This is a genomic window from Streptomyces sp. NPDC002602 (genome assembly GCF_042889445.1).
Lineage (GTDB): Bacteria > Actinomycetota > Actinomycetes > Streptomycetales > Streptomycetaceae > Streptomyces.
In genome coordinates, this window is sequence record NZ_JBIAQX010000009.1 from 210,642 (window position 1) to 235,885 (window position 25,244).

Here is a 25,244-nt window from a genome sequence, read left to right on the forward strand (position 1 = left end):
GTGTGGGCGGCGCATGCGCGGGTTCACGAGTGGCGCAGACCGGCCACCGCGTCGGCGATGTAGTGGTCCCCGAATCGGATCAGGGAGGCGTATTGGGCAGCGCGTCGATGCCGCATGAGCCGCAGTTCGGCGACGGCGTTGTCGGGCCCTTCGGGTTTCTGAGCGATGGAACGATCCAGATGCACCATCGAGTACGCGAGGGTGACGTGCCGTTCAGCATCGACGATGTCGGCTTCCAGGAGAGCGCCCCGCGCCTCGGCCAGCTCCGGGGCGCGAGCCGCCAGGTGCTCGTAGGTGTCGGAAACCACCGACAGCAGGTCCCTCATCGCCGCCCGGAACAACTTGTATCCGCGGTGCTGGCGCCCGCTCAATGGGATGTCCACCGACGGGGGCGCCATGGTGTGGCGTATCGCGGCCATGTAGTGATCGGCCGGAATCGTACTGGCGTGGTTCATGGCCGCGGGGAAGCCCCGCACGTACGCCGTCGCGTCTGCCAGTCTCTCCAGCGCCGCGTCGCTTTCGCCGTGGCGCAGATGGCCGGCGGCGTCCGCCACGGCGACGGCGGCGCAGACATTGAACAGGACGTGGACCTGGTGACCGATGAGCCACCGAGCGCTCCACACCTCCTCCAACGACGCCCCCGTACCGGGCTCGGGGACCGCGCCTGCGGGGTCGAAGCCACGGTCGGTTCCCGGCGTCGCGCCGGTGAGGTCGACCACCGCCTGGCGCATCCCGGCAAGCTCCAGTGCCAGGTCGCCGCCCGACAGCGGAGCATCACACAGGTCTTCCAGCGCGCGGTGGATGACCAGGACGCCGTGCAGGGCAGCCTGCTGATCGGACAGTTCTTCCTCACGGACCCGGAAGAAGGACTGGCTGGTCGACTCGGCCGGCAGCGCCTCACCGACCACGGCCGGTGCCTGATCCGACAGCGCGGCTGCCAATGCACCGGCAGCGGAGGCGGTGTGCCGCAGCGCGAGGGCCCGCTCGACAGGGCCGGCATGGGTCGCCACCCCGGCCAGCACGCGCACGGTCCGCACGGCCTCGGCATCGACCCGCGAGCCCAGCGCCGGGGCGGGCCACCCGCCTCGGGGCAGGCGAAAGACAGCGACAGGAGGGTGATTGGCAACCGATGATAAGCCCATAGTCAAAGTACTTGGTCACGGGCACTTCACCCGAAACCCCGATCCACGCCATTCCTGGGTGGCGCAATGGAGCCAGGTCAACAGCGGAAGGCCGGTATCGGTCTGACAGGCGAGGGCGGAAGCCTTGGCCGAAGCGGGTGCGCAAACGCCTCGGCCGGTGGTTGGCGCCCAGGCCCGGCGACTGGTGTCGCCGCCGCCACGGCTGCCGTGGGCGCCGGGTTGGCGGTGCCACTGGTCACCAGGGCGACGTACGGGCGGGGCTTCGCACCTCTCGGATGCCTGACCGGCCCGCCCACCAAGCGGCGGACGGCCGCCCGGTGTCAACGGCTTGCCATGGCCGTGGCGCAGGGCGCGGCGGGCCGCTCGGAGGGTCAGTGCGGGGTGATGCGGGACAGCAGTGCGCGGATCGCCGCTATGCGCAGGTGTGTCGGGTGCAGGTACCGCTCGCAAGCGGCCAGTGCCCGATTGGCTTCCGCCCGGGCCTCGTCATCGCGGTCGAGGGCGTGTAACGCGGCGGCCTTGTGGAGCTCCAGGTGTCCGACGCCGTGTACCGGCGCCGCCTCGGGGAGAGTCTTCAGCGACTCTGCCAGGGCCTCCTCGTGGCGCTCCAGACCTGACAGGCTGCGGACCAGCAGGATTCGGAGGGAGCGTTCGAAGGCGTCGTCCGCCCGTGGCAGGTGCGCGCGGGCGATCGTCTCCGACTCCTCGTAGCGGCCCTGGGCACACAGGGCGTCCCCGAAGCAGATCAGGGCGGACAGTTCGATCTGCTGCTCCTCGGTGCGGTGCGCCCGGCGGGCCAGGGCGCGCAGGACGTCCCGGGCTTCCGTCTCCGCTTCGACGGGTCGCCCCGCGTCGATCAGCACCCACGCGCGGTTCAGGCGGGCGGGCAGCAGCAGATTGTGATGGATGCCGTACGTCTGCCCGGCCTCTGCGATCAGGGCATCGAACTCGGCCGACAGCGACGTGTCTTGTCGTCCATGGGTGCGCGCCGCGAGAGCTGCGACATAGGTGGCGTACCAGACGGTGGCCGGTCGGCGGTCCCGTCCTTTGCGGCTCCGCCGGGCTGTGACGGGGGCTCGGGCTCGTGCCTCGGCCTCCTCGAACCGTCCCTCCCTCATCAGCGCGTGGGCCTCCTCGAGGGCGGCGATGTGCCACGGGGCCGGTGCCCCACCCGCCCATGCGACCCAGGAGGTCGCCTTCCCCATCTGTCTGAGGTGCGTCATGGCAGGTGAGGTTACGTGCCCGCCGGCGACGCCCGAGCGGCGGGTCTGCCCGCGCCCGGACGAGGCTCGCCGACTCGTGAGGTCCTCGTACCCGCCGCATCCCCCGGCAGGTGGTCGCGGGAACGTGCCAAGGCACCGGCCCTCGGCCGCCGAGGCGTTCCGCCGCACGCCTTCCGGCCCGGAACGGCCACACCGTCCGCCTGACGGTGCGTACGATGCGAGCGTTTGGCCGCCTTTCGAGGAAGAGCTCACGGATGACTGAGAACCTGTCTGTGCCCGGGCCGCGCCGGGATCTGGCGATGCACAACGACTGGTGGGCTTCGGGCTGGGAACACGTCCTGCCCCGCCAGGCCTTGCCGCTGACGATGCTGATCGGGACCGCGAGCCAGTCCGACTTCACCGGCTCCCTGGACGATCTCCTGCGGGAGATCTTCGAAAGCCCCTGGGACATGATCGGCGGTGACCTCGACGGCGCGCTCACCTTCTCGTGGCCTGACGGGGAATGGGACTACGAGGAGGCGCCGGAGGGGCGAGAAGCCTCCGAGGCGAACCGCTGGGAAGCGTTCGGCGCCCTGCTCACGGCCGCCGGCTTCCCGGTGCCCACGACCGTGCGGGACCTGTCCGACCTCTACCTGGCATGGGGCCTGGCAGGCCGCGAGGAGACGCCGGACGGAACCCGGTGGTCGATGCCCGCCGCACTGCCGCTGCCCGGTGACGTGCTGCCGCTGGACGCCGAACTCACCAAGCGTCTCGACGGAATCCGCTGGACGATGCGTACCGCCCCGCTCGTCAACGGGCTCATCGAGCACCTGATCGACCATCTGGGTGAACCGCAGGAGGTGCTCACCTCCCTGGACCGCCTGGCGGCTGCCACCGGCCAGGACGCAGACGATGTCCGCATCGCCCTCGCGGAGCTCGTCGAGTCCGGTGACGCCCGGGTGCAGCGCGGGCAGGAGCAGGCCGACGCGGCACGGCTGGAGACGCATCAGCGCTTCCGCCTGGTCATGGACTGGGATCACTTCAACGAGACCTGGATGGTCCGCGCGTAGGGCCGGCGGCGAGCGACCGAGACGGGCCGTACGCACCCCGGTCGGGTGGTGGGGCGGTCGCGTGCGCGCCGGTGGTGCGAACCCACCCTTGGAAGGGACTTGCCCGCGGCCGCCGCAGTACGCCGAGCCGGAGCCGCGCCACCGCGATCTCCCGCGCCGCGGCTCGGTGGGCGCCTGCCCGACCCGCGCCTGTGTCCTTGCCCGCTCGTTGACCAGGCGTCGCAATGCTGTTGGCCGGTGCGCGGACGTCGCCGGGACCCAGGTGCGCGAGGTGGAGGGCGGGCAGGTAGTTTGCTCGGATGAGTCTCCTTGATGATGTGGCCGAGCGTGACGGCTGGCAGTGCTGGGTGTGTGACGAACCGGTCGACCCTGACGAGTCGGTGAACGACCCGCGGGGGCCCAGCGTCGACAGCCGGACCGCCGACCGGAAGGCCAAAGTCGCCGAGCGGCTCGCGCACCGCGGGTGCAACACCCGCAAGGGCGCGGTCAAGGTGGTCATCGCCTGGCCGGAGCGCCTGTACGTAGTCGAACCCGCGCCGCTGATCGCCGTTGCCGACAGGCTGGAGCGCAAGGGCGGCCGCGAGATCGTGGGCCGCTGTCCGACCAGGAAGGACGCCCAGGAAGCGGCGGATTGGCTGGTCGACCGGTTCTCCCGACTGGTACCGGGGATGCCGGTGACCGCCGCCATCGAGTCGGGCGGCGGCCAGTTCCTCGTCGTCCTGTCCACCGGCCGCCGCTGAAAGGAAGACCTCGACGGAGGTCCGGCCGATCCAGCCGAGACCGAGCGTGAACCGGCGTCGCCGCACGGAGGGTCAGTGCGGCGACGCCGGTGTTCCGGAGGGACTCGTGGAGGTGGGGACCGGTCAGGGGGTGGCGAGAGAGGTGGGGCGGATGTCGGTCCAGTGGGTTTCGATGTAGGCGAGGCAAGTGGCTCGCGGAGCCGCGGGGTGCGTGATGGTCCAGCCCGGCGGGATCTCGGCGAAGGCGGGCCACAGGGAGTGCTGGCCCTCGTCGTTGACCAACACGTGGAAGGTCGCGTCCTCGTCTTCGAAGGGGTTGTTCACGGGTTCAGCTCCTGGAGGTCTGGTCGAGCGCTTCGCGCAGGATCGGGCCGAGTTGGGAAAGGGCCTGAGGTCGCATCAGGTGGTGGTGTTCGCCGACGATGGGGTGCGTGGAGATCGATCCGGTGACATAGGGCCGCCAAAGCTCCGGGGTGACGTCCATCCCCGTATCGGACGGAGAGGCCGTGAACAGCAGGAGATCGCCGTCGAAGCGTCCCGGGGTGAACTTCGCCTGGAGGCCGATGTTGTGGGTGTAGGTCTCCACCATCGCGCTGAGGGCGTCGTCCCGAAGGATTTCCGGCGGCAACAACTCGCTGCGGCGCAGCAGGTCCACCACCAGATCGCGGGTCAGTTCCTGGCCTTCCACGTCCTCGGGACGGTAGCCGGCGGCGTCCAGCAGAAGCCCGAAGATCTGCTGCTCGCCCCCCTCGGGCTCTTCCGCGGGGACTCCCTCGGATCGGACGTAGGTGTCGAGCAGCACCAGCAGGCCGACCTCCTCGCCCTCCTCGCGCAGCCGGGTGGCCATCGCGTGGGCCACCATGCCGCCGAAGGACCAGCCGAGCAGGTGGTACGGGCCGGACGGTTGGACCGCGCGGATCTCCCGTACGTAGTCGGCGGCCATCTCCTCCATCGAACCGGGCACCGCTTCCGGCTCGGTCAACCTGCGCGCCTGCACCGCGTACAGCGGGCGGTCCAGGCCGAGGTGCCCCAGCAGGCCCGCGTAGGGCCAGCCGATTCCGCCGGCGGGGTGTGCGCAGAAGAGCGGAGGACGCTCGCCCCGGGACCGCAGGGGGAGCAGCAGGTCCAGTGCCGGACGCGCGGCGTCGGACTGGTTCAGCGCCCGGGCGAGTTCAGCCGGGGTGGGAGCCTTGAACAGGGTACGGATCTGGAGCTCGGCGCCCAGCGTGCTGCGGATCCGGGAAATCAGTCGGGTGGCCAGCAGGGAGTGCCCGCCCAGGTCGAAGAAGTCGTCCTCGGCGCCGACCAGTTGTACGCCCAACACCTGCGCGTACAGGTCGCACAGCACTTGCTCGACCGGGGTCAGCGGCGGCCGCGAGGTGCCGGCGGCGGGCTCGGGTGCCGGGAGGGCACGCCGGTCGAGTTTGCCGTTGGCCGTGACCGGCAGTTCGGGAAGGACCACGACGGCCGACGGGACCATGTGCTGCGGGAGCCGCTCGCCGGCGAACTCGCGGGCCGCTCCACCCAGGGCGGTGATCTGCGGGGAGGCCGCCGGGTGGTTGGTGAGCGGACCGAGTGCGGCCGGGGCGACAGGGGCGAGCCGCAGGGCCCGAGTCGGAACCTCACCCGTCAGGAGGTCGGGAGCGAGGAACAGGGCGTCGAAGCTGCCGTCGCCGGTCGACGACCAGGTGGTGAAGGTGCGGTAGCCGAGCTCCTCGCCGACCCGGCGCACTGCCTCGGGGTCGATCGCGGAGGTGCCGCGGTCGTCGAGGGCCCGACGGGCGTCGCCCACGGAGCCGCCGGCGCCGAGCAGGTGGAGCGCCGTCAGTTCACCGGTGAGCCGCAGGTTGGGGATGCCGACGACGTGCACGCCGGCCGGGTGTGAGGCGCGCAGCAGCGACTCCAGGTCCGCCGTCGTGCTCGGGCCGTCGTCGTCCTGCTCGCCCCAGGAAAGGCGAAGTTCGGGTGCGTGGTCGTGGCCGGGCGAGCCCTCCGGGTCGGGAGCGGCGGCTTCGAGGGGACGCTTGTGGAGGACGACGTCGTAGCGATGGCGGGTCAGCTCGTTGTGGTGACGTCCCGGCTTGAGGCCCACTTCCACCCCGTCGAGGTCGGGCAGCCCGTCGGCCAGGGAGGTGAAGAACTCCGGCGCGACCAGTAGCTCCTTCTCCAGCAGCAGGTCGTGCGCGACGGCCCGGCGCACGTCCGCCGGCTGGGCGGTCGCGGAGGCGCGATGGAGTTGGACGGCGGTGCGCAGGGCCCGGACCAGGCGCAGGTTGCGCACATCGCCGATGAGGATCCTGCCGCCAGGGGCGAGGAGCTCCAGCGCCGAACGGAGCACACCGGTCAGGTAGTCGGCGTGCGGGAAGTACTGGATCACCGAGTTCAGGATGATCGTGTCGAAGTAGCCGGAGGGCAGACCGGAGAAGTCGTCAGCAGCTTGGCAGCTCAGGTGTACCCGGTCGGCCAGGTCGGGGTGGCCGCTGACCTGACGCTTCAGACGGTCGATCACCGGAGCGGAGATGTCCGTGCCCCAGTAGGCATCGCACCGGGGTGCGGCGTGGGCGAGCAGCAGTCCGCTGCCGACGCCGATCTCCAGGGTCCGGCGTGCTCCGAGTCCGTGGATGCGCTCGACGGTGGCTCGCCGCCACTCGCGCATCTCCTCCAGCGCGATGGGCTCGCCGTCGTAGCTGCTGTTCCAACCGGCGAAGTCCTCCCCGACGGTCGCGACCTCGGGATCCTGCTCGTAGATCGCGTCGTAGATGTCCCGCCACTCCTCGACGTGTTCACCGGCCTCGTCCCCTTCGGCGCGTCCCGTCGCCGGAGCGGGAACGACGTAGCCGACGAGACGCTTGTTGCCGGGCTGGTCCTCGCGAACGATCACTGCGGCCTGCGCCACGTCGGGGTGCGCGAGCAGTGCCGACTCCACCTCGCCGAGTTCGACCCGGAAGCCGCGTATCTTGACCTGGTCGTCGGCCCGCCCGAGGAAGTCCAACTGTCCGTCGGCGCGTCGGCGCACCACGTCGCCGGTGCGGTACATGCGTTCTCCGGGCCGGCCGAACGGGTTGGCGACGAACCGCTGCGCGGTCAGTCCGTGCCGGCCGAGATAGCCGCGCGCCAATCCGGGCCCGGTGACGTACAGCTCGCCCCGCACGCCCGGCGCAACCGGATGCAGGCTCTCGTCGAGGACGTAGGCGCCGGCGTTGGGGTTCGGATACCCGATCGGCGGTGCCTGCCCGTCGGGTGTGAGCGGATCGGTCATGGTCACGCCGACCGTGGCTTCGGTGGGTCCGTAACCGTTGATCATCTTGCGACCGGGAGCCCAGGCTTCGACGAGGCCGGCCGTGCTCGCCTCGCCCGCCACGATGAGCGTGATGTCGAGAGGCAGACCGTCCGCGGGCATCGCGGCCAAGGAGGTCGGCGGCAGGGTGAGGTGGGTGATCGCGTACGCGGCACACGTGGCGGCCAGCGGTTCGCCGGGCAGCAGGCGGTCACCGGGCGCCATGACCAGCGTCGCGCCCGACAACAGGGCGAAGCACAACTCCCAGACGGCGGAGTCGAAACTGATGGAGGCGAACTGGAGCACCCGGCTTCCCGGGCGTGCCCCGAACCGCTCCACCTGTAGGGCCGTCACGTGGGGCAGACCGAAGTGGGTGACGACGACACCCTTGGGCGTCCCGGTGGACCCCGAGGTGTAGATGACGTACGACGGGTGCCGCGGCAGAAGGGGCGCGGAGCGGTCCGCGTTCGTGAGGGCGACGTCCGAGAAGCCGCCGACGGCCGCGACGGTGGTCGGGTCGTCCAGCAGGATCCGCCGGACGCCGGTGTCCGGCAGCGCGTCCGCCGTACCGTTGACGGTGAGCAACAGGGTGGGTGCGGAGTCCGTGAGCATGAACGCGAGCCGGTCGGCGGGATAGTCCGGGTCCAGCGGCAGATAGGCCGCGCCGGCCTTCAGTACGGCGAGGATGGCGATGACCAGGCGCGGCGAGCGGGGGAACGCCAGCGCCACCACCTGCTCCGGGCCCACCCCGTCGGCCACCAGCAGCCGGGCGAGACGGTTCGCCTCGGCGTCCACTTCGCCGTACGTCAAGGACTCGTCCGCGTACATCAGCGCGATGGCCTGGGGATCGCTCGCGACGCGTTCCTCGAACATGTCCGGGAACACGGCCTGCGGCACGTCCCGCACCGCTCCGGTGCCGGCCGAAAGCACCGCCCGGTGCTCCTCGACGGTCAGCAGCTCGATCGCGTCCACGGTCCGGTCGGCATCGGATACGGCCGCTTGGAGCAGCAGCCGCAGCCGCAGTGCCAGCGCCTCGGCGGTGGCCTGGTCGAAGATGTCGGTGCTGTATTCGAGGAGGCCCTCGATGCCTGCCGGGACGTGGTCGCCCGCGTGCTGTTCCGTCAGGTGGAAGGACAGGTCGACCTTCGAGGTGCCGGTGTCCACGGTCACCACCGAGGCCTCGAGGCCGGGGATGGTCAGGTGTCCCTGCGGTGTGTTCTGCCAGGCGAGGGCAACCTGGAACAGGGGCTGGTGCGAGAGGGTCCGGGTCGGGTTGAGGATGTCGACGAGGCTCTCGAACGGGAGGTCCTGGTGTGCGTAGGCCTGCAGGCTCTCGTCCCGCACGCGCCGGACCAGCTCCCGGAAGGTGGGCCGCCCGGACGTGTCCACACGCAGCACCAGGGTGTTGACGAAGAACCCGACGAGGTCTTCGGCGGTCTGGTCCGTACGCCCCGCGATGCCGATGCCGACGGGAACGTCGGCGCCGGCACCCAGCCGGGACAGCAGGGCGGTCAGCGCGGCGTGGACGACCATGAACGGGCTGGCCTGGCAGGTGCGTGCCAGCTTCACCACGGACGCGTGCAGTGCGGCATCCCAGCGGAACGGCAGGGCCCGACCGCGGTGGGTGCTCTGCTCGGGGTGCGGGCGGTCGGCGGGCAGCTCGATGCGTTCGGGCAGGTCGGCCAAGGCCCGCTTCCAGTGGGTCACCTGCCTGGACCAGAGGCTCTCGGGGTCGTGGGCCTCTCCCAGGACCTCACGCTGCCACAGGGTGTAGTCGGCGTACTGCACCGGCAGCGCCTCCCACTGCGGGGACCCACCGGCACGGCGGGCGGCGTAGGCGGTGGACAGGTCGCGCCACAGCGGCCGCATCGACCAGCCGTCCGCGGCGATGTGATGGACCACCAGGACCAGGACGTGCCGTGACGGTCCCGCCGCGAACAGCCAGGCTCGCACCGGTACGTCGCGGGTGAGGTCGAAGACGTGGCCGGCTGCCGCGGTCACGGCTGCGTCCAGTTCCCCGGCCGCCGGCTCCGCCGTGATCAACCGGGGGACGGCGTCCGCACCGTCGAGAACACGCTGGCAGGGTACGCCGTCCAGCTCGGTGAAGACGGTGCGCAAAGCTTCGTGGCGGGTGACCACGTCGCCCAGCGCCGCACGCAGGGCTCCGGTGTCCAGTTCGCCGGTCAGGCGCACCGCCAGCGGGATGTTGTAGGTCGCCGAAGGCCCCTGGAGCCGGTTCAGGAACCACAGCCGCTGCTGCGCGAACGACAACGGCAGGCGTGGCGGCCGTGCCCGCGGTCGCAGCGGCGGACGCACCGCCTCGGCCTGGTTCAAGGCCCGTGCGAGCAGGGCGGGGGTGCGGGCCCGGAACAGGGTACGCATCTGGAGCTCGGATCCCAGGGCCGTGCGGATCCGGGAGATCAGCCCGGTGGCCAGCAGGGAGTGCCCGCCCAGCTCGAAGAAGTCGTCCTCGACACCCACCTCCTCGATGCCCAGGAGCTGCGCGTACAGGTCGCACAGGACCTGCTCGACCGGAGTGCGCGGTGCGCGCGACGTGCGGGCGGCGATGTCCGGGACGGGCAGGGCGCGGTGGTCGAGCTTGCCGTTCGCGGTCACGGGCAGCGCGGGCAGCACCACGATGGAGTGCACCACCGAGTGCCGCGGCAGCCGTTCGGCGTTGAACTCGCGCACCGCGGCGGCCAGGGTGGAGGGGGCGCTGCCGGTGCCGTCGACCGCCGACGGCCCGGGAACGACGTAGCCGATGAGGCGCTTGTTGCCGGGCTGGTCCTCGTGGACGATCACTGCGGCCTGCGCCACGTCCGGGTGGGCGACGAGGGTCGCTTCCACCTCGCCGGGTTCGATGCGGAAGCCGCGTATCTTGACCTGGTCGTCGGCCCGCCCGAGGAAGTCCAACTGTCCGTCGGGGCGTCGGCGCACCACGTCGCCGGTGCGGTACATGCGTTCTCCGGGCCGGCCGAACGGGTTGGCGACGAACCGCTGCGCGGTCAGTCCGGGCCGGCCGAGATAGCCGCGCGCCAGGCCCGGGCCGGCCACGTACAACTCGCCCGGCACGCCGTTGGCCACCGGCTGCAGACTCGAGTCCAGCACGTAGGCAGCGGTGTTGGAGATCGGGCGGCCGATCGGGGGGACACCGCCGCCGGCGTCGAGGGGAGCGGTCATGGTCGCGCACACGCTGGCCTCGGTGGGCCCGTAGGCGTTGATCATCCTGCGGCCGGGCGCCCAGGTCTCGACGAGAGCGGCCGGGCACGCCTCGCCGGCGACGACCAGGGTGACGCCGGCCGGCAGACCGTCCGGGGGCATCACGGCCAGCGCGGTCGGAGGCAGGGTGAGGTGGGTGATGCCGTACTCGGCGCAGGTGGTGGTCAGCGGCTCACCCGGCAGCAGTCGATCACCGGGGGCCGTCACCAGGGTCGCGCCGACGAGCAGCGCGGTGTACAGCTCGGACACGGCGGCGTCGAAGCTGGTGGAGGCGAACTGCAGCACCCGGCTGCCGGGCTCCACCGCGAAGCGCTCGATCTGCGCCGCCACCAGGTTGGGCAGGCCGCGGTGGGTGGCCACGACGCCCTTGGGAGTGCCGGTCGACCCCGAGGTGTAGATGACGTACGCCGGATGGGCCGGCAGGAGCGGAGCGGAGCGCTCCGCGTTCGTGAGGGGGAGGTCGGACAGGCCGATGAGGCTCTTGCGGGTGAGCGGGTCGTCCAGCAGGATCCGCGGCACGTCCTCGCCCGGCACAGCGCTGTCCGGCCCTTGGGCGGTGAGCAGCACGGTGGGCGCGGAGTCCTGGATCATGAACGCGAGGCGTTCGGCGGGATAGTCCGGGTCCAGCGGCAGATAGGCCGCACCGGCCTTCAGTACGGCGAGGATGGCGACGACGAGGTGCGGCGAGCGCGGAAGCGCCAGCGCCACCACCTGCTCCGGTCCCACCCCGTCGGCCACCAGCAGCCGGGCGAGACGGTTCGCCTCGGCGTCCAGCTCGCCGTACGTCAAGGACTCGTCTCCGTACATGACCGCGATGGCCTGCGGATCCCGAGTCACCTGAGCCTCGAACAGCTCGGGCAGCGTTGCCGCGGCGGCGTCGACCGCCGGCCCCTGGGAGGCGGTCAGGACATCGCTCCGGTCCTGGTCCGTCAGCAGGGCGATGTCGCCGACGCGCCGGTCGGCATCGCTGACGACGGCCTCCACCACACGCAGCAGCCGCGCGTGGTGGGCGCTCAGCTCGTCCGCCCCGTACAGGTCGGCGTTGGCCTCGAGCTCGATGCGGATGCCGGCGCCGTCGGAGCGGTCGTACACCATGACCGAGAGGTCTTCGACGGGACCGGACGACAGGGTCCGGGCGGTGGCGCGCCCGCCGGCGAAGCGCAGGCCGTAGTCGAAGGACATGATGTTGACCTGCGGGCCCATCAGGTCGTTGACGCCGCCGCCCAAACCGAGATCACGGACCAGGTCCTCGGCACGGTAACGCTGGTGGCGCAGCACCTGGCCGACCTCTTCGGCCGCCTGCCGCGCCAGTTCGAGAACGGTCGTCCGGGGGTGTACCTCCAGGCACAGCGGCAGCGAGTTGACCGCCATCGCGGGGACCGTGCGCAGCTCGGCATCGGTACGGGTGGACAGCGGAAGCCCCAGCACGACCTGGCGTTCGCCGGTCATGCGGTGCAGGTAGGCGGCCGTGGCGGCGATCAGGACGGCGGACATGCGCACGCCGCTGTCACGGGCCACGTCCCGCAGCCTGGCCTCCGTGTCGCCGGGCAGGACGGCGGTGTGGACCAGCCGAGCCGTCGGGGGCAGGCTCGGACGGTCGGCCAGGCGCACCGGTTCGGGCCGTTCTGCCAGTCGGTCCATCCAGTACCGCCGGTCCTGCGCGTACTGCGGGGAGGACTTGTAGGCGGCGTCCCGGTCCAGGATCAGACTCAGCGCCCCGAAGGGGCTCGGACCGGCGGGCTCCGCATCGACGAGGGAGGTGTACAGCGCGGCCACCCTGCGCGCGAAGAGGGCCCAGGTGAAGGCGTCGACCACGATGTGGTGGTACCCCTGGTACCAGACGAACCGCTGCGGGCCCAGGCGCAGGAGGGCGAACGAGAACAGGCAGTCGGACGCCGGATCCATCGGGCGTTCCGTCTCGGCCCGCATCCACGCCTCGGCCGCGGCACGCGGATCTGCTTCGTCGCCGAGGTCGAGGACCGGAAAGTCCCAGGAAGTCCGCTCGGTGGTGACCTGCCACGGCACCCCGTCGTCCTCGTGGAACCGCGCGTGCAGGGCCTCGGCCTCGCCGACGGCGCGGCGCAGGGCCGTCTCGAAGAGAGAGGGCTCGATCTCGCCGCTGATCTCCAGGTATTCGGCGATCCGGTAGCGGCGGCTCTCCGGGTCCAGCTGTTGGGCCAACCACACCTCGTGTTGGGCTGCCGACAAGGGCATGCGGGCAGCGTGCGGTGCGGTCGGGGTCATGAGCCGGTCCTTCCGGTGAAACGGCGCGGCCGAACGTTGCAGCGGTGCGCGTCGGAGTGCAGTCGTCCGGGGAGCGGACGTTCTTCTGCGGATGTGTCCTTCTGACGGGTCCTCGGATTCGGCACGTTCCACGCGCAAGCCGACCGAGGGGCCGTCGCTCAGGCTAGGAGAGCGGTCTGAGGGCCAGGTACCCCTATCCCGCCCTTATCTCCGGGCCGCGCTGCAAGGGGTGGCCCGCCGGCGGTGGTTGGTGGTGTGGGGTGTTCGGGGATGGGGCCAGAGCCCTGGGCCGAGCCGGGCCACCTGATGCGGTTGGACCTCGCCCCGGGTGTGGTGGCGGGACCACAAGCCGCGGCTCCGGGAGCGGTACGACCTCCACACTCGTGACGACCACTACTTCAAGCAGCCGGGAACGAACCGCGAAGTCTTCTACGACGTCTATTCCGACGTCCACCACGGATGTGTCGGCCGGGCAGCCGGCTTCGACGCGGACACTTTGATCAAGGGCGCCTCCCTTGGAGGAACGCTGCTCACCGGGGACGACGACCAAGGCGATTCAGATCACGATGCGCGTCGCCGTCGCCCTCTACGACAAGTACGGCGACAACCTGACCGAGGAACGGCTCCGGCAAGGAATCAACGACGCGATGGACCAGATGGAACAAGCACAGCGCAATGGCGAGAACGTCCCGCAGGTCAGGAACCGCAAGTGACGCGGGGGCAGTGGGGCTGCGTGGCCGCCCCCGTGGCCGGTCTGGCCACGGGTGTGCTCGGGTCGGTACTGCTGGCAGCCGCCTGGCGGGCATGCGACGTCGGGGTGAACGGCGCGGCCAACGGGCTCGCGTTGATCTTCTACGGAGCCCTGCTCGCGATCATGGCGACGGCGTGGTGGGGGGCGCTCATCGGGTACGTGGGACGATGGAACCTCACGGTCGCCCTCCTGGGCGGCACGGCCGGCACCGCGGTCATGGTGTGGATCTTCGTTGCTCTCCTCCAGGTCCCCGACGGCTACCGCTGCTGACGAGGTCACCCGGACGCGGGTGACGCGCCGAACGCGGCCGCGGCCGCACCCACGGCCTTCTCGGATGCGGATGCGGATGCGGTTGCGGATGCCTCGACGTTGGCCATGGCGCCAACCCGGCAACGTGCTGCGGCTCGCAGCTTCGTGGCCATCGGCGAGCATCTCACCGGCCGACCGAGCAGCCGCCCTCAGCGATGTCCGCCGCCGTACCGAGGCCCGGAGCCGGTTCGACGAGAAGACGACCGTGTTCATCGTCTTGGCATTGGGCATCGTGCTCGCGCCCACCGAAGTAGGACAGGGCATCGCCCACTACCTCGGTCAACTCGTGGGCGGCGTCTCCCAAGCCAACCAGTGACCCCGTCGTGCCTGCTTCTCCTGCCCGGCCGGCGGTGCGTCACCTCGGGCTGCCACCTCTTGGCCGAAGAGGGTCCGGTGAGCGGGCGTCGACGCCCGGTCCGGCACTCCGGCCGGCAACCTCGACGACGGAAGAACCAGGGCGTTGAGCAGGTGGCTCTCGCGGTACTCGCGGCTGCGGCCGCGTTCAGGCTGACGGCCACCGTACCGCGCCGGCCGGCCGTCCACCCCTGGACCGTGCGTCGGCGCAGCCGTCGCGGCGCGTCACCGGGCGTGCTCGTAGTAGTCCGGCAGCTCCTTCAGATAGGCCGGGAGGTTGGGGTTGGCCAGCAGCCGGGTCATCCAGCCCGGGTCCTCGGAGGTGGTCAGGGGGCTCAGGGGGGTTTCCTCGAAGGGCAGGCCCAGGCGGCAACGCAGGACCCGCGCGATGTCCGCCGCCGTCAGCTCGCCCGGCGGGGTGCCACCCGGGCAGTGGGCCAGTTCGGACCGGACACGCCGTACGGAGTCCGGTTTCGGCCGTACGCGCTCCAGCAGGAACCCCGGATCCATCGCCAGGGCACGTCGCAGCCGGTCCTCGGTCGTGGCCAGGGGCATCGGCGGCAGGCCCGTACCCGGGCAGTCGACGGCACTCACCTTGACGCGGCCGCCGGGGAAGCGGGCGGCCGTTTCGGTGCCCTGCGAGGGCCGGGCCCGCGCCATGACCGGCTCGTCCCCGTAGCGCATGTCGCCGTCCACGGAGACCAGCCGGACGTTCTCCTCGGTGGCCTCGATCAGGTTGCGGTACGGATCGGCGTTCCGGTTGTCCAGCACCACGAGGTCGGCCAAGTAGCCCGGCGCGAGCCGGCCCGCACGACGGTCCCAGCCCAGCGCTCGGGCCGGGTTGCGGGTCACCATCTCCGCCAGCTCCCGGTCCGTGAACAGCCCTTTCAGCCGGCGCCTGTTGACCAGATCCGCGACCTTCAGCTCGCCAAGGACCGACTTGCTGCCCGAAGGCGCCCAGTCGGAACCCAGGCTGATGCCGAGACCGGCTGCCTTCGCGGTGGCGACATCGGCAGTGCTCCCGTAGAGGAGGAAGTTCGACAGCGGCGACCAGACCAGGTGCGCGCCGCGCGCCGCCATGTCCTTCAGCTGGTCCGCGGTGAGCCCGACGCCGTGCACCGCGATCAACCGCGGTCCCACCAGACCGCTGCGCTCGACGGCCTCGTACTCGTCCGCCATGCGCTGCCCGACCCCCTCTGCCAGGTGCAGGACCAGCACGCCGTCGTGCTCCGCCCGCGACAGGTCCGCCCATTCACGGGCATCGCGCCCCAGATCCACCCGGCTCACGACGCCGTGCGGGCCGACGTCCGCCGTCTCGACGTTGCGGACCAGACACCCGCGCGCGCTGCTCGGGCGTCCCTCGTCCGCACCCTGCAGCGACGTCGTGCCCCCGGCCAACGCCTTGTACTCGCCGTACCGTCCCAACTCCGTTCCCAGGTCGTAGTAGTCGGGGCTGGAGAGGACGAACCCGGTGTAGGTGATGCGCCGGTTGTACGCGTCGTCGTAGAAGCGCCACTCGTAGCGGTCCTTGTATGCCTTGCGCACCGGCATGAGGGGGTACGCGGCGTGCTCGGGATGGTTGTGCAGGTCGATCATCCCGGGATAGATGACCCCGCCGCTCTCCACGACCCGCGCCGACCGCGCGCCCGGCGGCAGTCGACCGCCCGCCCTGACGACGGCTTCGATCCGGCCGGACCTGATCCAGAGCGCGGCGTCCGGCCAGACGTCCCCCGCGTCGTTCATCGTGACCACCGTACCCCTGAGCAGCACACCTGGATCCGCAGCGGCCGGCGGGGACGCGGCGGGGCCGAGTGCGAGCACGACACCCAGGGCCAGTGCGGCGAACAGGGACGTGCCGAAGCGGGCTCGCAACGTGTGGGCGGTGGCGCGTGACCGTGGATGAGCGGAATGGCGACGTCGGCGGTGGTGAACGCCGCCTGGCGAGGAAGTGGCGGCGCTCCTGACGTCGGAGGACGTGGCTCCTGTGAGGATGCCGGCGGTGCGTAGTCGTTCAATCCCGTGTGGCGACGCTCCTCCAATGGGCATGAGCCTTTCGCAGGAGGGCCTCGGCGTCACCGCCGTGGACGGCTGCGGTACGCAGCAATGCGAAGGCTTTCTCGTAGAGGGCGAGTTCGCTCGGCTCGGTGACATCCACGGAGGAGGAGACGAGCTCGACGTGAGCCCTGGCGTCGTTGCTCGCGCCGTAGATGTTGAAGCCATGAACGGGGAACAGGTCCACCCGCGCTGTGGAGGGCAGGATCCCGAGCCGGAGCGAGGGCAGGCGGGCTTCGTCGATGAGGCGCTCGATTTGACCGCGCATCACCTTCGGTCCGCCGACGTTCGTGTAGAGAGCTTGCTCGCCCAGGATGACGTCGTAGTGATGTTCACCGTCGTACAACACCTCCTGCCGCTTCATGCGCTTGGCGACTCCGGCCGGCACGTCGTTCGGGATGCCGAGGAACTCGACGACGTGGCCGAGGATCACCGTGGCGTAAGCCTCGGTCTGGAGGGCGCCCCAGATCATGTCGGGTAGGTAGGCCCTGCCCTCACGGGTGCTCTGGTACCAACCGATCACGTCGTCCTGAACTGTTTCCGTACCGGTGGACAGGCGCTCTTGCCACGGAACCGAGCTGGTCACTTCCTCCCCTTCCGCGATTTCGCCACCGAGGCGGATGTCGGACTTTGTTGCCTCCCGCTGAGCATGGCGGTGAGCGGGCGATCTCGTAAGACCGGAACGGGTCAGGTCATGCGCTCGATCGCGATGGCGAGGGTACCGAGAGCTTCCTTTTCGGGGCCGTGGATGGTGCGGATGCCGGGTGGTACTCCAGCAGGAGATCGTGATCCCGCTCACCCGCCGCTCGTTCGACGGGGCCGATCCACGCCACGCCACCCTGGACGGGTGTCGGTTCACGTGCTGGGCTCTGTCGCCAATTTGGGGGGACGAGGCCGCTGTGGGCGTGCGGGAAGCCACGAGCGATGGGTGGCTTTCCTGCCCGTGCCACGCGCGACGGGTCGCTCGCTTTGCTCGACCTGTGCCTGGCGGTCTGTCAGTCGCACCTTCGCAGGGTTGTCCCCAGTGACGAGCCGCTTGTGCGGTCGACCTTGATCTGTCCCTGTCCCCCCTGTCCCTGTCCCTGTCCATGCGATCGAGTTCGGCTGTCGCGTCGCTCCGTGGGGCTCATTCCTGCGGGAACAGGATGTAGCCGTGGGTGTTGAACCGGCTGAGTACGGACTCGGATACGCCCCCGCCGGGGGCCATCTGCTGCTTCCAATCGCCCTTGTGCCATCGTGCGGTCATCAGGACCGTGGTCGCGGTGCCTCCGGGGTTGCGGTAGGCGATGTCGACGACGGCGGAGTCCGGGGTGAAGGTGACGATCTTGCAGCCGGCGGGCACCATTCGGTTGGACTTCTCGGGGTAGTCGGGCTTGCCGCTGCGGTTCGCCGCCGTACCTCGCTCGAACACGTCCTTCGCGGCATCGGGGAAGACCTGCTGGTTCACAACGCTGCGCCAGTCGGGGCCGTTGGCGGCCCGGGTGCTGATGTTCACCAGGGCGAGGACGGCGCCGCGGGGGGTGCGTGCGTAGCACCGGGCGACCTGGCCCTCGGTGACGCCCGGGCCGGAGGCCTTTGACGCCGGCAGGCGAAGCGGACCGAAATCGGCCCACCCCATTCCGGTTGAGGCCACATCCTCAGGGTTCGCGGTATCGGTCCGATCGTCCTCCAGGGACGGGCAGGAGGAGCCTGCGGGCGGCGATGCGGCCCCGCCCTGGTCAGCACCCGTCACTGTCCCGGCGTGGGAACCGTTCTGGCCGGCCTCTGGGCCCTGTGCGGCGTCGCTACGCCGTCCGTCCACGGTCCCGCCCGCGTCCGTGCATCCGGCGAGCACGATGACGGCAATGGCCGCGACAGCAAGGGCGGCCTTCCGGTCGCTTCCCACGATTCCCCCTGGATGGCACTGGTTGCGATCGGGCGCTGAGCCGGCCTTTCCCCCCGTCGCCCGTCGCCCGTCGCCCGTCGGCGGCCGCGTGGCGGGGGCCTTCGGGGGAGAGGACGTGGAGTCCGATCCGGGATGATGCCGCGCTCGTTCTGCTTCGCGTTCGGCGTGCGGTCGGCTCGTCTGCGACGCACGCTTGAGGCAGGTATCACCGGTGGCCGGGCAGGCAACCGCGGCCGACCTGATCGGATGCGTGAGGTGGGGACGCGGGTAGGCAGGCGTGCCGTCCGCCCGCCGCCATCCTGATTGCGGAGGGAGCCCCCATGACCGCGAAGCCGTCCTTCGCCGCCGACGTGATGGTCGGCGATCCTCAGAGCACCGCGACGGCGTCCTGTGCGGGGACAAGCGGCCGGTGGGCTGTCATGTCCACGGTGGTCCACCCGCGAGGAGCACCTCGACACGGACCCAGCCGCGTAGGCCGGGGCGGCGCAGATGACTGAGGCGGACACTCACGGCCGCCCACCCGGCGGGATGCGCGGTGTGCTGGCCCCGCTCGCCCTGGCCCAGTTCATCTGCAGCTTCGCCGGTTCGAACATGAACGTGATGATCAACGACATCAGTGAGGACCTGGACACGACCGTGCAGGGAGTGCAGGTCGCGATCACGATCTTTCTGCTGGTCATGGCGGCGCTGATGATCCCTGGCGGGAAGCTCACCGACCGCTACGGCCGCAAGCGGTGCTTCCTGGCCGGACTCGCCGTCTACGCCGTAGGCGCCCTGCTGAGCGCGTTCGCCCCGGGCCTGGGCGTGCTGATCCTCGGCAACTCGATTCTGGAAGGTGTCGGCACGGCGCTGCTCATCCCTCCCGTCTACATCCTCACGACGCTCCTGTTCACGGAAGTCACCTCACGCGCCCGGGCGTTCGGGGCGGTCATGGCGCTGGGAGGCATCGGAGCCGCCGCCGGGCCGCTGATCGGCGGGCTGATCACCTCCGCCATCAGTTGGCGGGCGGCCTTCGTGTTTCAGGCCTTGGTGATCGTGCTGATCATCCTTTTGAGCCGCAGGATCAAGGATCCCCTGCCACCGGACCCCACGCGCTCCTTCGACACCACCGGGGCGATCCTCTCCGCTGTCGGCCTCATCCTCCTCGTCACGGGAATCCTGGCGGCCGACAACAACGTGTGGCTGATGATCGGCCTGGTCGTCCTCGGCGCACTCGTGCTGTGGTGGTTCTTCCGATCGGTACGGGCAAAGGAGCGGGCCGGCGAGGAACCCCTTCTGTCGACGAGTCTGTTCCGCGATCGCACCTCGAACCTCGGTCTCGTCACACAGAACATCCAGTGGCTCCTGCTCATGGGCACGTCGTTCACCGTCGCGGCCTACCTCCAGGTCGTGCGCGGATACGACGCGATCCAGACCGGTGTGATCTTCACGGCGGCCACTCTCGGCCTGCTGGCGACATCGTTGGCCGCCGAACGCCTGGCGCGACGGTACACACAGCGCGCCTTGATCATGACGGGCTTCATCGTGGCCATCGCCGGAGTCGGGGTCCTGCTGGCCATGGTGAGCGGCTCTCCGGGCGCCTGGGCCTTCGCTCCCGGTCTGCTGCTGATCGGCCTGGGACTCGGCCTGGGTCTGACCCCGTCGGTGAACATCGTGCAGTCGAGCTTCCCCGAAGAGCAGCAGGGGGAGATCTCCGGTCTGTCGCGCAGCGTGTCCAACCTCGGCTCGTCGCTCGGCACCGCGGTCGCCGGCACCATCCTCGTCGCGGGCCTCACCACACACGCCTACGGCGCCGCGATGATCACGCTGGCGGTCCTCGGGGTCGCCGGCCTCGCCGCCGCCGGACTCCTGCCCACGTCTTCCCGGCGGCAGGAGCCCATGTGATGGTCCGATCGACGAGTGCGTCGAGCGAATCGACCTGACGCGGAACGGGCAACACATCCACCCACCGGGCTGCCCGGATCCCGTGCCGTACGGTCTGATGTCGCGGCCGCCCCCGTCCGCGACGGATCTCATCGAAACCGGCGGTGCCGTCGGTACGGCCGAAGGATCTCAACAAAAGGCGGGAATCAGGCCGCGACGAGCTCCTGCTCGCGGTCCGGCGTCTTGACCTTGGGCTTCTTGTTCGGCAGCGAGAGCCGGAAGACCTTGCGCCACGCGGAGAACACCTGCTTGGGCAGCGGCCCGGTGACGTACTCCAGCTCGTACTTCTCGAACAGCGCGCGCACCTTCACCGCGACCTCGGCGTACCGGTTGCTCGGCAGGTCCGGGAACAGGTGGTGCTCGATCTGGTGCGACAGGTTGCCGGTCATGAAGTGCATGGCCCTGCTGCCGCTGATGTTCGCCGAGCCCATCATCTGACGCAGGTACCACTGGCCGCGCGTCTCGCCCTTGATCGACCGGCGCTCGAAGACCTGCACGCCCTCGGGGAAGTGCCCGCACATGATCACCGAGTGGGACCAGATGTTGCGGACCAGGTTCGCGGTGAACGTGGCGGCGAGCGTGGTGAGGAACGACGGGCCCGACAGCAACGGGTGGATCACGTAGTCCTTGAGCACCTGCTTGCGGATCTTGCGGCCCACGGCCTTGGCCCGCGCGCGGAACTCCGGGTTCTTGCGGCGGCGCTTGTGCAGGTTCTTGGCGAGCTCCAGGTCGTACGCCGCGATGCCGTACTCGAAAAAGCAGGCGTTGATGAAGTTCCACAGCGGCTGGCCGAGGTGGAACGGGTGCCACCTCTGGTCCTCGTCGACGCGCATGATGCCGTAACCGAGGTCGTTGTCCTTGCCGATCACGTTGGTGTAGGTGTGGTGCAGCTCGTTGTGCGAGTGCTTCCACTGCTCGGACGGCGAGACGTGATCCCACTCCCAGGTGGTGGAGTGAATCTTCGGGTCTCGCATCCAGTCCCACTGGCCGTGCAGGACATTGTGGCCGATCTCCATATTGTCCATGATCTTCGCCACGGACAGACCGGCGGTACCGAGCAGCCACGCTGGCGGGAAGATCGAGAACAGCAGTACGCCCCTGCTGACCAGCTCGAGCTTGCGCTGCGCCGAGATGACCTTACGGATGTAGGCGGCGTCTTTCTCGCCGCGGCCGGCGATCACCTCGTCGCGGATCGCGTCCAGCTCGCGGCCAAGCTCCTCGATCTGCTCCTCGGTCAGGTGGGCGGTGGGGTCGATGGCGGTCAAGGTGCTCCTACCGTTCGATGTCGCAGGGGCCCGCCGCGGCGGACACGCAGGTCTGGATGAGGACGCCCGGCTCGGCCTCGGTGATCTCGCCGGTGCGCAGGTCGCGGACGGTGCCCGCCTTGAGTGGCGTGACGCAGCCGAAGCAGATGCCCATGCGGCACCCGGAGGGCATGAGCACGCCGGCCTCCTCGCCGATGTCCAGCAACGGCGTGGCGCCGTCCGCGTCCACGGTCTTGCCGGTGGCGCTGAACGTGACCTCGCCGCCGCCGCCGCCGCCGCCGCCGCCGCCGCCGCCGCCGCCGCCGCCGCCGCCGCCGCCGTCGCCGTCGCCGGCGACGACGATGCCGGGGCGGAAGCGTTCGGTGTGCAGGCGCTCTTGTACACCGTGCTCGGTCCAGTGCTCTTCGGCGGCGTCGAGCAGGCCCGCGGGCCCGCAAGCCCAGGTCTCGCGCTCGGCCCAGTCGGGCACGAGTTCGTCGAGACGGGCGATGTCGAGCATGCCGTCTGTGTCGGTGTGCACCTCGGTGAGCCGCAGCTTCTTGTCCGCGACCAGGTCGTGCAGTTCGTTGCGGAAGATCACGTCTTGCGGCCGTGGCGCGCAGTGGACCATGACGACGTCGTCGAACTCGCTGTCGCGGAGCATGCCCATCACGGGCGTGATGCCGCTGCCGGCCGTCAGGTAGAGCACCTTGGCGGGCTTGGCCTGCGGCAGCACGAAGTCACCGGTCGGCTGGTCGAGCTGGATCAGCGTGCCCGGTTTCGTCCTGCGGACCAGGTGGTTGCTGACCTTGCCGTCCGGGATCGCCTTCACGGTGATCGTGACGCGGCCGTCCCGGCGGTTCGTCGGCGAGGTGAGGGAGTAGGCACGCCACAGGCGCACCCCGTCGACGTCGACCCCGATCCGTACGTACTGACCGGCTGTGTGGCCGCGCCAGCCCCGTCCGGGCCTGATCACGATGGTCGCGGCGTCACCCGTCTCGGGGTGCAGGGCCTCGATGCGCCCGCGCAGGTCAGCGCCCGCACGAAGCGGGCTGACCAGGTCGAGGTAGTCCGACGGCAGCAGCGGCGTCGTGACCATCTCCAGCAGTTTCCATGCCCTGCTGCGGAGGGCTGCACTCGTCATGACTCCAGCTTGCTGCGCCTCAAGGCGTAAAGTCCTGACCGCAGGACGTAAATCTGATCCGCTGAATTGTTCGCAGGGAACAAAATCGTGAGCCATGCAATCCCGAGGGCCGGCGAACTGGCCTTGGATGAGACGACGGTCACCGTACTTCGGGCCGCGCTGAAGACCACCGCCGACGAGGTCGTCCAGGCGATCATCGACGAGGTCCCTCCCTACGCCAACGCCCTTTCGGGGCGCATGGGCGCCACCATCCGCCGAGCCGTCCGCACCGCCCTGGGGCACTACCTGGACCGCGCGAGCGGACACGCCACGGGCGGTGACGCCGGTGACGCAGCGTACGAGCTGGGCCGCGGCGAGGTGCGCGACGGCCGTTCGATGGACGCCCTGCTCGGCGCCTACCGCGTCGGTGCCCGCGTGGCCTGGCGATGCCTGGCAGCGGGTGCCGTACCCGCAGGTCTGCCCGCCGCCGAGGTCGCCAAGTTCGCCGAGCTGACCTTCGCCTACATCGACGAGCTCTCCGCCGCGAGCGCCGCGGGCCACGCCGACGAACTGGCCGCCCGGGGCAGGGCCCACGAGCGCCACCTGGAACACCTGGCCCGCGATCTCCTCGCAGGCGCGAGCCCGGACGTGCTGCTGGCCTCCGTTCAACGGGCCGGGTGGCAGCCTCCGGTTTCGCTGACCGCGGTCCTGCTGCCCGCCGCCCAGGCCCGGCCCGCCTACCGCACGCTCGACCCGAGCACCCTCGTCCTCGACGATCTGCCGGACGTCACCGGTGTGCTGCTCGTCCCCGACGCCGACCGATCACACCTCTTGCGGCAGCTGACCGACCGCACCGCCGTGGTCGGCCCGGCCCGGCCATGGACTCGTGCGTCCGCCTCGTACGCACGAGCCGTACGCGCGCGCTCCCTCTCCTCTGACATTCGCGACACCGAGGACCACCTGCCCGAGCTGGTGCTGAGCGCTGACGCGGACGCGTTCGCAGACCTGCGTGCCCGAGCCCTCGCACCGTTGCGGGCCCTGCCTGTCGCGACGGCGCGGCGGCTGGAGGAGACGTTGCGGGCGTGGCTGCTGCACCAGGGCAGGCGGGACGAGGTGGCGGCGGCGTTGTTCGTCCATCCCCAGACAGTCCGGTACCGGATGTCGCAACTGCGGGAGCTGTTTCCGGATCTCGCATCGCCACAGCGGGTCCTTGAACTGACGCTGGCGGTCGGTCTTCGGGTCGGCTGACACGTACTTCGACCGTCCACGCCCGCGTCCGCGAGGACGGTCCCCCGTACGGGCGGCTCGACGGGCGCCCGCCGCCGGGCGGACGGAGAATCAGTGCGGGAGCTTGCGACAGGAGCCAACCAAGGATGCCGAACACCGCCGGTCGCCCGAAGCGGGCGCGCATCGTCCTGTCAGGCGTGCTGGTCCTCGCCGGGGTCCTCGTGACCGGGTGCGGCGGCGAGGTCCACGACGCCGGGCAGGGGCCCGGAGCGGGGCCTCGCCCTCAGACGGCGCGCTCCGGCAGGGTCACCGTCGTCTACGAGGCCCGAACGGTCAAACCGGAGGACCGGCAGGCCGTGGCGCTGATCCGGAAGTCCCGTGTGCTGGAGCGGACGGCCGAATGGGTGAACAGATCTCTGACCCTCCCGCACGACATGGTCGTGAAGGTCACCGCCGACGTCCCGCCCGGCGTCACCGACGCCGTCACCCAACCCGACGGCAGGACGATCTTCGTCCCGCCGTCGTTCCTGACCGCCATCGAGAAGGCCCTCGCCGACGTCGTGAAGACCGTCGAGCGGCCCGCCCCGTTCCCCGCGTCCGAGTACAACACCGACGATCTGACCGTGCTGTCGACCGAGTTCATCTTCGGCCACGAGATGGGCCACGCCCTGCAACGCCAACTGCTCCTGGCCAACCTCGGCCTCGAAGAGGACGCGGCTGACGGCTTCGCGTCCTTCTACACCGTCAACGAGGTCGGGCCTGGCCCCTCCCTGGCCGCAGCGGTCCTCTTCGACGAGCTCGCCCGCAAGGAAGGCCGGCCGACCCTGGAAGGCCTGGCGAGCGACCATCCCGTCACCCAGCAGCGGGCCTTCAACTTCCTGTGCTACCTGGAGGGCAGCGCCCCGAAGAACTACCAGAAGAAGTCCCTGGTCGACGGCGGCTATCTCCCCAAAACCCGCGCCCCCCTCTGCCCACAGGCGTGGGCGATGCTGGACTACGGCTGGTGGACCCAGCTCCAACCCCACTTCAGCGTGGCGTTCAGGCCCCAGGGCGACGAGGAGCAGAAGAAGGCGCATGCGCGGCTGATCGCGGAGACGGAGGCCCTGGCGCGGCGCATCGACGAGATCCGCGGCAGTCAATGAGTTTCCCGAAGGCACGCGGGCTCAGCCCGGTGAACGGGCTGCCCAGGGCGGCTCCGACGCAGTGATCACACCGGCCGCGCCGGGATGATCGCACCGGCCCGCCGTGCCGCCCCAGCGCCCCGTCAGTCGAGCGCGTCGATGGCCACGTGGAGACGACGCCCCGACCCCGTTCGGCAATTGGTGGCGGCGAGACGTTGCGCGTGGCGGCGAGACGTTGCGCGTGGCGGCGAGACGTTGCGCGTGGCGGCGAGACGTTGCGCGTGGAGGCGAGGCGGCGCCCGCCGATGGCCACTCCGCCGGGCATCGTCCGCACGTCAGTTGTGGAAGCCTCACGATGACC

17 protein-coding genes and 1 pseudogene are annotated in these 25,244 nt (G+C 70.4%); 9 read left to right on the forward strand and 9 right to left on the reverse strand.

Going from position 1 to position 25,244, the window contains the following annotated elements; all coding sequences use genetic code 11:
* Positions 1-23 precede the first annotated feature (23 nt).
* Positions 24-1,028, reverse strand: a complete 1,005-nt coding sequence (locus ACFYW3_RS24130; RefSeq protein ID WP_389387277.1) for a hypothetical protein — start codon at positions 1,026-1,028, stop codon at positions 24-26.
* Between the two features lie 485 nt (positions 1,029-1,513).
* Complete coding sequence (locus tag ACFYW3_RS24135; RefSeq protein WP_389387278.1) at positions 1,514-2,365, reverse strand: hypothetical protein; 852 nt, start codon at positions 2,363-2,365, stop codon at positions 1,514-1,516.
* Between the two features lie 254 nt (positions 2,366-2,619).
* Here ACFYW3_RS24135 and ACFYW3_RS24140 point away from each other — a divergent pair, with 254 nt between their 5' ends.
* Both ACFYW3_RS24140 and ACFYW3_RS24145 read left to right on the forward strand, forming a co-directional pair.
* On the forward strand, positions 2,620-3,414 hold the full coding sequence (locus ACFYW3_RS24140; protein WP_389387279.1) for a DUF6042 family protein: 795 nt from the start codon (positions 2,620-2,622) through the stop codon (positions 3,412-3,414).
* Positions 3,415-3,713: 299 nt separating this feature from the next.
* Complete coding sequence (locus ACFYW3_RS24145) at positions 3,714-4,154, forward strand: hypothetical protein (RefSeq protein WP_351750835.1); 441 nt, start codon at positions 3,714-3,716, stop codon at positions 4,152-4,154.
* Positions 4,155-4,277: 123 nt separating this feature from the next.
* Here the strand turns inward: ACFYW3_RS24145 and ACFYW3_RS24150 are convergent, their stop codons facing one another.
* Together ACFYW3_RS24150 and ACFYW3_RS24155 are read right to left on the reverse strand one after the other, a co-directional pair.
* Complete coding sequence (locus tag ACFYW3_RS24150; RefSeq protein WP_351750833.1) at positions 4,278-4,478, reverse strand: MbtH family protein; 201 nt, start codon at positions 4,476-4,478, stop codon at positions 4,278-4,280.
* A gap of 4 nt (positions 4,479-4,482) precedes the next feature.
* On the reverse strand, positions 4,483-12,894 hold the full coding sequence (locus ACFYW3_RS24155) for an amino acid adenylation domain-containing protein (protein WP_389387280.1): 8,412 nt from the start codon (positions 12,892-12,894) through the stop codon (positions 4,483-4,485).
* Between the two features lie 328 nt (positions 12,895-13,222).
* Between ACFYW3_RS24155 and ACFYW3_RS24160 the strand changes: the two are divergent.
* From ACFYW3_RS24160 to ACFYW3_RS24175, 4 genes and pseudogenes are all read left to right on the forward strand, one after another.
* Positions 13,223-13,351 (forward strand): annotated as a pseudogene (locus ACFYW3_RS24160) (hypothetical protein); the annotation flags it as partial.
* A 58-nt stretch (positions 13,352-13,409) separates the two neighbouring features.
* Positions 13,410-13,607, forward strand: a complete 198-nt coding sequence (locus tag ACFYW3_RS24165) for a hypothetical protein (RefSeq protein ID WP_351750973.1) — start codon at positions 13,410-13,412, stop codon at positions 13,605-13,607.
* Positions 13,604-13,915, forward strand: coding sequence for a hypothetical protein (locus ACFYW3_RS24170; protein ID WP_351750968.1), 312 nt, complete (start codon positions 13,604-13,606; stop codon positions 13,913-13,915). Before ACFYW3_RS24165 ends, ACFYW3_RS24170 begins: the two co-directional genes overlap by 4 nt.
* 124 nt (positions 13,916-14,039) lie before the next feature.
* On the forward strand, positions 14,040-14,270 hold the full coding sequence (locus tag ACFYW3_RS24175; protein WP_389387281.1) for a hypothetical protein: 231 nt from the start codon (positions 14,040-14,042) through the stop codon (positions 14,268-14,270).
* 263 nt (positions 14,271-14,533) lie between these two features.
* Here ACFYW3_RS24175 and ACFYW3_RS24180 read toward each other — a convergent pair whose 3' ends face one another.
* From ACFYW3_RS24180 to ACFYW3_RS24190, 3 genes are all read right to left on the reverse strand, one after another.
* Entirely contained in the window at positions 14,534-16,051 is a 1,518-nt protein-coding gene (locus tag ACFYW3_RS24180; protein WP_389387282.1) for an amidohydrolase family protein, read from the reverse strand.
* Positions 16,052-16,319: 268 nt separating this feature from the next.
* Positions 16,320-16,946, reverse strand: coding sequence for a DUF5753 domain-containing protein (locus ACFYW3_RS24185; protein WP_389387283.1), 627 nt, complete (start codon positions 16,944-16,946; stop codon positions 16,320-16,322).
* 540 nt (positions 16,947-17,486) lie between these two features.
* Positions 17,487-17,993, reverse strand: coding sequence for a hypothetical protein (locus tag ACFYW3_RS24190; protein WP_389387284.1), 507 nt, complete (start codon positions 17,991-17,993; stop codon positions 17,487-17,489).
* 741 nt (positions 17,994-18,734) lie between these two features.
* Between ACFYW3_RS24190 and ACFYW3_RS24195 the strand changes: the two genes are divergently transcribed.
* A complete protein-coding gene (locus tag ACFYW3_RS24195; protein ID WP_351750826.1) occupies positions 18,735-20,129 on the forward strand; it encodes an MFS transporter in 1,395 nt (464 codons plus the stop codon).
* A gap of 185 nt (positions 20,130-20,314) precedes the next feature.
* On the opposite strand, the gene ACFYW3_RS24200 is transcribed toward ACFYW3_RS24195, so the two are convergent.
* Positions 20,315-21,433 (reverse strand): acyl-CoA desaturase, encoded by a 1,119-nt coding sequence (locus tag ACFYW3_RS24200; RefSeq protein ID WP_351750825.1) that lies wholly within the window; start codon positions 21,431-21,433, stop codon positions 20,315-20,317.
* A 7-nt stretch (positions 21,434-21,440) separates the two neighbouring features.
* Entirely contained in the window at positions 21,441-22,556 is a 1,116-nt protein-coding gene (locus ACFYW3_RS24205; protein WP_389387285.1) for a ferredoxin reductase, read from the reverse strand.
* An 87-nt stretch (positions 22,557-22,643) separates the two neighbouring features.
* Between ACFYW3_RS24205 and ACFYW3_RS24210 the strand changes: the two genes are divergently transcribed.
* Together ACFYW3_RS24210 and ACFYW3_RS24215 are read left to right on the forward strand one after the other, a co-directional pair.
* A complete protein-coding gene (locus ACFYW3_RS24210; RefSeq protein WP_351750822.1) occupies positions 22,644-23,783 on the forward strand; it encodes a helix-turn-helix domain-containing protein in 1,140 nt (379 codons plus the stop codon).
* A gap of 125 nt (positions 23,784-23,908) precedes the next feature.
* A complete protein-coding gene (locus tag ACFYW3_RS24215) occupies positions 23,909-24,904 on the forward strand; it encodes a DUF4344 domain-containing metallopeptidase (protein ID WP_389387286.1) in 996 nt (331 codons plus the stop codon).
* Positions 24,905-25,244: the final 340 nt, after the last annotated feature.

Bases quoted from the DNA above. Each gene is read 5' to 3' on its own strand.
- ACFYW3_RS24135 (WP_389387278.1), bottom strand. From the start codon at position 2,365: ATGACGCACCTCAGACAGATGGGGAAGGCGACCTCCTGGGTCGCATGG.
- ACFYW3_RS24140 (WP_389387279.1), top strand. From the start codon at position 2,620: ATGACTGAGAACCTGTCTGTGCCCGGGCCGCGCCGGGATCTGGCGATG.
- ACFYW3_RS24145 (WP_351750835.1), top strand. From the start codon at position 3,714: ATGAGTCTCCTTGATGATGTGGCCGAGCGTGACGGCTGGCAGTGCTGG.
- ACFYW3_RS24155 (WP_389387280.1), bottom strand. From the start codon at position 12,894: ATGACCCCGACCGCACCGCACGCTGCCCGCATGCCCTTGTCGGCAGCC.
- ACFYW3_RS24180 (WP_389387282.1), bottom strand. From the start codon at position 16,051: ATGAACGACGCGGGGGACGTCTGGCCGGACGCCGCGCTCTGGATCAGG.
- ACFYW3_RS24195 (WP_351750826.1), top strand. From the start codon at position 18,735: ATGACTGAGGCGGACACTCACGGCCGCCCACCCGGCGGGATGCGCGGT.
- ACFYW3_RS24205 (WP_389387285.1), bottom strand. From the start codon at position 22,556: ATGACGAGTGCAGCCCTCCGCAGCAGGGCATGGAAACTGCTGGAGATG.
- ACFYW3_RS24215 (WP_389387286.1), top strand. From the start codon at position 23,909: ATGCCGAACACCGCCGGTCGCCCGAAGCGGGCGCGCATCGTCCTGTCA.